General features: G+C 69.2%; 8 protein-coding genes. All 8 read left to right on the top strand.

The features are described from left to right. A partial coding sequence (locus tag BLW84_RS48285) for a hypothetical protein (protein WP_218157775.1) occupies positions 1-528 on the top strand: 528 nt, incomplete at its 5' end. After that, positions 528-1,394 carry a phage distal tail protein gene (locus BLW84_RS45795; protein WP_093279005.1) on the top strand — a complete coding sequence of 289 codons (867 nt, stop codon included), beginning with the start codon at positions 528-530 and terminating at the stop codon, positions 1,392-1,394. The genes BLW84_RS48285 and BLW84_RS45795, both read left to right, overlap by 1 nt. Positions 1,395-1,404: 10 nt before the next feature. Further along, entirely contained in the window at positions 1,405-2,649 is a 1,245-nt protein-coding gene (locus BLW84_RS45790; protein WP_143061390.1) for a hypothetical protein, read from the top strand. Between the two features lie 3 nt (positions 2,650-2,652). Next, a complete protein-coding gene (locus BLW84_RS45785) occupies positions 2,653-3,780 on the top strand; it encodes a hypothetical protein (RefSeq protein ID WP_093279001.1) in 1,128 nt (375 codons plus the stop codon). A 10-nt stretch (positions 3,781-3,790) separates the two neighbouring features. Then, positions 3,791-4,549: a hypothetical protein gene (locus tag BLW84_RS45780; protein ID WP_093279000.1), complete on the top strand. Its 759-nt coding sequence runs from the start codon at positions 3,791-3,793 to the stop codon at positions 4,547-4,549. Positions 4,550-4,576: 27 nt separating this feature from the next. Then, a complete protein-coding gene (locus BLW84_RS45775; RefSeq protein WP_093278998.1) occupies positions 4,577-4,846 on the top strand; it encodes a hypothetical protein in 270 nt (89 codons plus the stop codon). Beyond that, positions 4,843-5,637, top strand: coding sequence for a collagen-like domain-containing protein (locus BLW84_RS45770; RefSeq protein ID WP_143061389.1), 795 nt, complete (start codon positions 4,843-4,845; stop codon positions 5,635-5,637). The genes BLW84_RS45775 and BLW84_RS45770 overlap by 4 nt, the downstream gene beginning before the upstream one ends. A 6-nt stretch (positions 5,638-5,643) precedes the next feature. After that, positions 5,644-6,660: a peptidoglycan recognition protein family protein gene (locus tag BLW84_RS45765; RefSeq protein ID WP_093278994.1), complete on the top strand. Its 1,017-nt coding sequence runs from the start codon at positions 5,644-5,646 to the stop codon at positions 6,658-6,660. Positions 6,661-6,715 lie beyond the last annotated feature (55 nt).

The following is a 6,715-nucleotide window of genomic DNA, read 5'->3' as shown; positions in this document are numbered from 1 at the left end:
GCCTCGGAGCAGCGCCGCGGGCAGTTCATCGCCGAGGCGATGCAGATGGGGTTCACCGCCGATCAGGCGCGTGCGCTCGCAGACCGGTATTTCGGTATCCCTCGCGACGTGGCCACGCTGATCACGACGCCCGGGGCGTGGGACGCGGTGAACGCCGCCGACAGCGTCCGCAACGCCGTGAACGCAATTCCGCGATGGCGCTACGTCGACATCGTGGTACGTGGCCCCGGGCTGGGGCAGACCAACCCCGGTTCAGGGATTCCGCTGCCGCTGCGTGCACACGGTGGTCCGGTCGCCTCGCAACGTCCGGTGCTGGTCGGCGAAACCGGACCGGAGTTGCTTGTCCCGTCCGGGCCGGGCCGCGTGTTGCCGGCGCACGAAACGCGGCGAATGCTCGCGCAGGCCGGCCCGTCCCGCGAGCCGGCGCCGCGGGCGGCGATCCACATCGGCACGTTCGTGGCGCAGCCTCACCAGTCGCCCTATGACATCGCGGCTGATCTGGACTGGTTTTCTCGTGGGGGTGGGTAGTGGCCGCTGGTGATCTGATCACGACCGATGGGCAGATCGAGTGGCGCGGCGCCCTGCTCGGTGTGGACACCGCGTATGAGCTGGTGCAGTTGGAGGGTTGGCAAGACCTGCCCGACATGCGCGATGGTGACGCCGAGCTGGCCAACCAACACGGCTACCAGCCCGGCCAGCTGCACGCCGACCGGCGAATCATCACGCTGTCGTTCGAGCTCGGCGACCCGGACCCGGCAGCGTTTCGAGCCGCCGAGGCGACGTTGCGGCGCGTCACCGCCCCAGACGAAAACCCTGCCGAGGAACCGCTTGTGGTGCAGTGGCAGGGCATCAAAGCGATGGTGATGGCGCGGTGTGTGCGCCGCATGATCCCGACGCCGGTGGAGTACCACTACGGGCTCACCCGCGGGGCGATCCAGTGGCGCGCCACCAACCCGCGGCTGCTGCACCTGCCGCAGCAGTCGTTCACCACTGCCCCGCCGGCGGCCGGCGGTGGCGGGTTGGTGTGGCCGCTGATGTGGCCGTTGGTGTGGGGCACCGCGCAGTCCGGCGGCGAGCTCGTCATCACCAACGACGGAAACGCTCACGCGCAACCGGTATGGCGGATCACCGGGCCGTGCACGCGGCCGGTGATCCGCAACGTCGACACCGGGCAAGAGCTCGTATTCGACGACACGTACACGCTGCCTGCTGGGCACCCGCTGATGCTGACCACGCAGGACAGATCGGTTCTGCTGTCCACCGGCGTGAGCCGCAGCAACGTGCTTGTGCGGCGCCAGTGGTTCACGCTGCCGCCCGGCGACACCCGAGTGCGGTTCGAAACCAGCGATGGCACCGGCCAACTCGAATGCCTCTACTACCACACGTCTTTCTGATCGGAGCATCATGGTTGAGCGTCATTCCTGGGCGGTGCAGCAGGTCGCCGGCGTGGGTCAGCAGACCGTCGAGGACGGCCGAATTACGGTCGCCGCGCTGGCCACCCCGAGCGGACGCATCACCTCACGCACCGGGCTGTTCCCCGCGGCTGCCGCGCCGGCCGCGGTCACCGCGACCACACCCACCGCGAACGGCTTCGTTCACGTCGCACCGTTCCGCGGCGTGGTGCAGTCCCAGCGCGGCGGCGGCGCCTACCTGATGTGCCTGGACGCGATCAAGGACATCAACGTGCTGGGCACGGCGCCGGCGGACGCCTCCAACCCGCGCAACGACTTGATCGTTGCCCAGCAGTCCGATGCGTATTTCGCCGACGCCGACTCGGAGTTTCGAGTGCGCCACGTCGTCGGCACACCGGCGGCAACCCCGGTCGACCCGCCCGTGACCGGCTCGGCCGACTACATCACGCTCGCGCGCATCGTGGTCCCTGCGAACGCGACCACGATCACCACCTCCAACATCACGTCGTTCGATGTGGCGCGCACCGTCGCCGCCGGCGGCATCCTGCCCGTCACCGACGCCACCGCGCGCAGCGGCGTCGCGTCCCCGTACGCCGGCCAAGCGGTGTACCGGCTGGACACCAAACGCGTGGAGGTGCACGACGGCACCGACTGGCGGGTGCCGAGCATCCCCGTTGTGGCCGCCACATCCGAGATCAGCAACCCGATCACGGGTCAGCTGATCATGCTGTCGCCGACGAACATCGTGCAGCGGTGGACCGGTTCGACGTGGGTGGATGCGTTCCCGATCGGCGGGACCACGAACGCAACCCGGCATGAGGCGCGCTACTACCGGACGACCACGCAGTCCATCCCCAACAACATCGACCAGCGAGTGCACCTGCCCGATGCCGACTACCTGTCCGATGACGTGAGCAGCACGGCAGTCGGCAACGGCACCGAGTTCACGCTCAACCGCACCGGGTTGTGGCAGCTGTCGGCCAACATCCGGTTCGTCTCTACCGGTTCGGCCGCAGAACGCGCGGTAGCGATTGCGGGCAGCCCGACCGCCAGCCGCTACGCGCAAGCGGCGAGCGACCAGACCGGCGAGCCGTGTTCGCTGTCGTGCACCACCACGCGCCGGTTCAACGCCGGCGACAAAGTCTCGATGTGGGCATACCAGAACACCGGGGCAGCGGTGAACCTCGACCAGCTCGGGAACGGCGTGAACATGTCGCTGACGTGGCTTCGGGGGTGAACGGTGGCGCTGCCGGTCTACACCTACGCCATAGCCGATCTGAGCACCAACACCCTGCTCGAAGAGATCCCGCTGTCCGGGGTGCGGTTCAACAAGCCCCTGAACAGCAGCGGCACGTTCCGCGCTACGTGGAAACTCGACGAGCGCTCGACCTACCTCGACCCTTACGACCTGACGATGCCGACCCGGCGCGTGATCTACGCCTTCCGTGACTCGCGGCCGATGTGGGGCGGGGTGATCTGGTCTCGCACCTACAAGTCCGAGTCCGGCACGGTTGATATCGGAGCGGGCGAGTTCTGGTCGTACTTCGACCACCGCAAGGTGTTGCCGGTGCTGCCGTCCACCCTGGATCTCAGCACCGTTGCGGCGCTGTCCACCACCTACGACAACGTGGAGCAGAACGAGATTGCCCGCCAACTCATCGCCCAAGCGCAGGCACACACCGGCGGTGACATCGGCATCGAGTTCGACACCTCCACCTCGAACACCCTGCGGGACCGCACCTACAACGGCTACGACCTGACCGACGTGGGCGAAGCGCTGCGGAACCTGACCAACGTCGACGGCGGCCCCGACATGGTGTTCGACGTGCTACCCACCGACAGCGGCGCACCGCGGCGCATCCTCCGAATCGGAACCCCGTGGCTCGGGCAACAGGGCTCGTCGCACGTGTGGGAGCTTGGCGGCAACGCGATCAGGTACACCTGGCCTACCGACGGCACCCGCATGGCCAGCCGCGCGTTCGCTACCGGCGAGGGCGTCGACCTCGGCACCCCGATCGCCGTATACGAGCAGCCTGAACGATACGAGCAGGGATTCCCGGTGCTGGAGCTGGAAAACAACTACTCCGGCGCCGAAACCGAGGCAACGCTAGACGGCCACGCCGAGGCCGACCAGCAGGCCGCCCGCATGCCGGTCGTGCTGCCCACGATCGAGGTGCGCGGCGACATCCCACCCACCGCGGCCGACATCAACCGCGGCGACGACGGGTGGCTAGTGGTCCCACCGGATCGGTTCCACCGCAACGGGTTCGAAGGCCCGGTGCGGGTCATCGACATGGAATTCGCGCCGTCTGCCGACGCCGAGCGGGTAACGCTGACGCTCGCGCCGCTACTCGACGGCGTCGCATAGGAGGACCGAAGTGGGGCAGATCAATCAACCGTCCAACCTGCTGGACCGGATCAAGCGCGCCGAGCAGCAAATCCAGCGGCTCTGGAAGTCCGTGGGGTTGGCGTCGGCCACCATCAGCCGCGGCGGCTTGACGCTGCTGCAAGATGCGTTCCTGCGCATGGTCGACGACAACGACACCGAGGTTCTCTACTTCGGACCGGACACCGACGGCCGCCAAATCATGCGCATCCGCCGCGAGGATGGTAGCCGGATCATGTTCACCGGCAAGAGCGCCGGCGGCCGGGATTTCTGGGCGCTCGCCGACTCCACCGGGCGCATCGTCGCCAGCGACGACGCCGCCACCGGAAAGGGACTCGCCCGCCCGTGGCTGCCGGTCCAGCTGTATCAGCACTTCGTGCCCCGCACGATCACCACACACACCGACGGACTCGGCGAGGTGTACGGGTACTCAACCATTGATGCCGCCAAAATCGGCGCTGAGGTAGTGCTGTGGGAAGGCAACGCGTCGGTATCCCACCCCTGGCTCACCGTTTTCGGCGTGTGGGGACGCGCGGCTGGCACCCCGAACATCACCTACCGACTCAAGGTCGACGGGGTGCAAGTCGGTTCATGGAGCCCAACCGTCCTGGAAACCAGTTGGCAAGGCGCCTTCGATGTGTCCGCCCAGGTCGGCACCGACTGGGTGCCAGTCTCGCTCACCGTCTCCACCACCGGAACCGGCGTCGTCGCCTGTCAGGTGCTCGGCTGCTACCTCCACCAGACCATGTAACGCCCGACCTGCCAGAGAGGGGGGCGCGTGGACGTCGCTGGACCGCTGGCCGCCGTTCTGCCGCAGGCCGGTATCGGCGGCGTTCTGCTTTTCCTGCTTGTGGTGGTGATGCGGCACGCGAGCACCGACCGTAGCGACTACCGCACCGAGCTCGACCGGATGCGCGCCGCATACGTCGCCGAGCTCACCGAACTACGCGAGCGAGCAGACGAGCTCGCCGCGCAACTGGAAGACGAACGCCGGAAGCGGTGGAAAGCGGAGGATTCCGCAGCGCGGGCGCGACGGGGGGCGACATGAACCGACCACAGTGGATGACGTGGGCGCGAGCGCGCGCCGTCGTGCTCGTACTCCTGATCCTGTGGGTGGGGTGGCTGACGCTGACGCTCGGCGCCCGCACTCAGCAGGCCGCGCAGGAAACCGGTCGCGCCGACACCGCGGAACGCACGCTCGATCAGCTCGCCGACGACGTCGCCCGCGCCTGCGCGCAAGGCGGCGACGCCGCGGCCAAGCTCGGCGCCGCATGCGCCACCGCGACCGAAGTCAAAAGCGCACCGCCACCGCGCGACGGACGGAATGGCCGCGGCATCACGTCGACCGCGATCACCGCCGGCCGCCTGGTCGTGTCCTACGACGACGGCACCGCCCGCGACGTCGGCCCCGTCGTCGGCCCCACCGGACCAGCCGGCCCCATCGGGGCGACAGGGCCCGACGGACGCCCCGGCACGGACGGCACCAGCGGGCGCGGTATCGCCGGCACCTCGATCGACGGCACAGACCTGGTCGTCGCATACACCGACGGCACCCGCGAAAACCTCGGTCGCGTCGTCGGGACCGACGGCCGCGGCATCACCTCGACCGACACCACAGGTGGCCGGCTGATCGTCACCTACGACGACGGCAGCACCGAGGACGCCGGCCCACTCCCGCAAGGGCCGCAAGGCGAACCCGGGCCCGCCTGCCCCGCCGGGTACGAGCTGCGCCCCGTGCTGTACCTCGCCCCGGGCAGCGCCAGCACGTACGAGGGTGTCGGCTGCGTCGAGCCCGGATCAAACGCCCCAACCCCAACCAATCCAACGAAACCGAGGTGACACCGGATGGCGCTACCGCTCGTGTGGCTCGCCGACGTGCTGCGCGCCGCAGGTCTGCGCGTCGTCGAAACCCCCGGCTGGCGCGAGCGCACCGCCCGCGGCACGCAGCCGCGCCCGCTCGGCGTGCTCAACCACCACACCGCCACCCCCACGTCCTACGCCCGCCCCGCGCCCACCGTGCAGACGTGCATCAACGGCCGCCCCGACCTCGACGGCCCGCTGTGCCACGCCGTCATCGGCTACGACGGCACCGTGCACTTGATCGCCGCCGGGCGCGCCAACCACGCCGGCAAGGCGAAGGCCTCCGGCCCGAACCCTGGCGGCGACGGGAACGCGCTCTACGTCGGGTTCGAGTGGGACTACCACGGCGTCAACCAGTCGCCCAGTCCTGAGCAGTACACCGCGGCGGTGCGGGCGACGCGGGCGGTGCTGGCCAAGCTCGGCCGCCCAGCTGAGGCCGCGCGCGGCCACCGCGAAACCTCCGTGACCGGGAAGATCGACCCCGGCCACGTGGACCTCGACCAGTTCCGGCGCGACGTGGCGGCCGGGACCTCAACCGCTCCCGGAGGGATCGAATCGATGGCACTCGACACCGTTTGGCGCGACAGCTACGGCAATAACCAGACCGTGCACTCGTTCATGGCCGAGACGCAGCGCGACCTCAACGAGGTGCGCGACGTCATCACCCGCCTGGATGCCGCCGTGAACGGCTTGCAGCAGTCCCGAATCCCGGGCGACAAGAACCGCACGACCGGCGCCAACCTGTGGTTCGACGCGGGCAGCTGGACCAACCAGACCCTCGGGCACGTCGTCGCGATCCGCGCCGCCCTGGCCAACATGCAGGGCGTCGACCCGACGAAGGTCGCCGACGCGCTGCGCCCGGCACTGGCCGAGGTCGTCGGCCCGGTCGTGCGCGAGTCCGTGAAAGCCGCGCTCGGCGAGGACAGCGCGGCCCAGGCGGACGCGATCGTGGATCAGATCGCCGACCGGCTCGCCGGACCGGGCAGAGCCTCCGCTCTCTGACACGGCATATTCCGCTTCGCTTCCCGCCGCGCTTTGCCCAGCGGTGTTTCCCGCC

The organism is Saccharopolyspora shandongensis (assembly GCF_900106995.1).
Lineage (GTDB): Bacteria > Actinomycetota > Actinomycetes > Mycobacteriales > Pseudonocardiaceae > Saccharopolyspora > Saccharopolyspora shandongensis.
The sequence above is the reverse complement of the archived record's forward strand: the minus strand, read 5'-3'. Positions and strand labels throughout refer to the sequence as shown.

Bases quoted from the DNA above. Each gene is read 5' to 3' on its own strand.
- BLW84_RS45790 (WP_143061390.1), top strand. From the start codon at position 1,405: ATGGTTGAGCGTCATTCCTGGGCGGTGCAGCAGGTCGCCGGCGTGGGT.
- BLW84_RS45770 (WP_143061389.1), top strand. From the start codon at position 4,843: ATGAACCGACCACAGTGGATGACGTGGGCGCGAGCGCGCGCCGTCGTG.
- BLW84_RS45765 (WP_093278994.1), top strand. From the start codon at position 5,644: ATGGCGCTACCGCTCGTGTGGCTCGCCGACGTGCTGCGCGCCGCAGGT.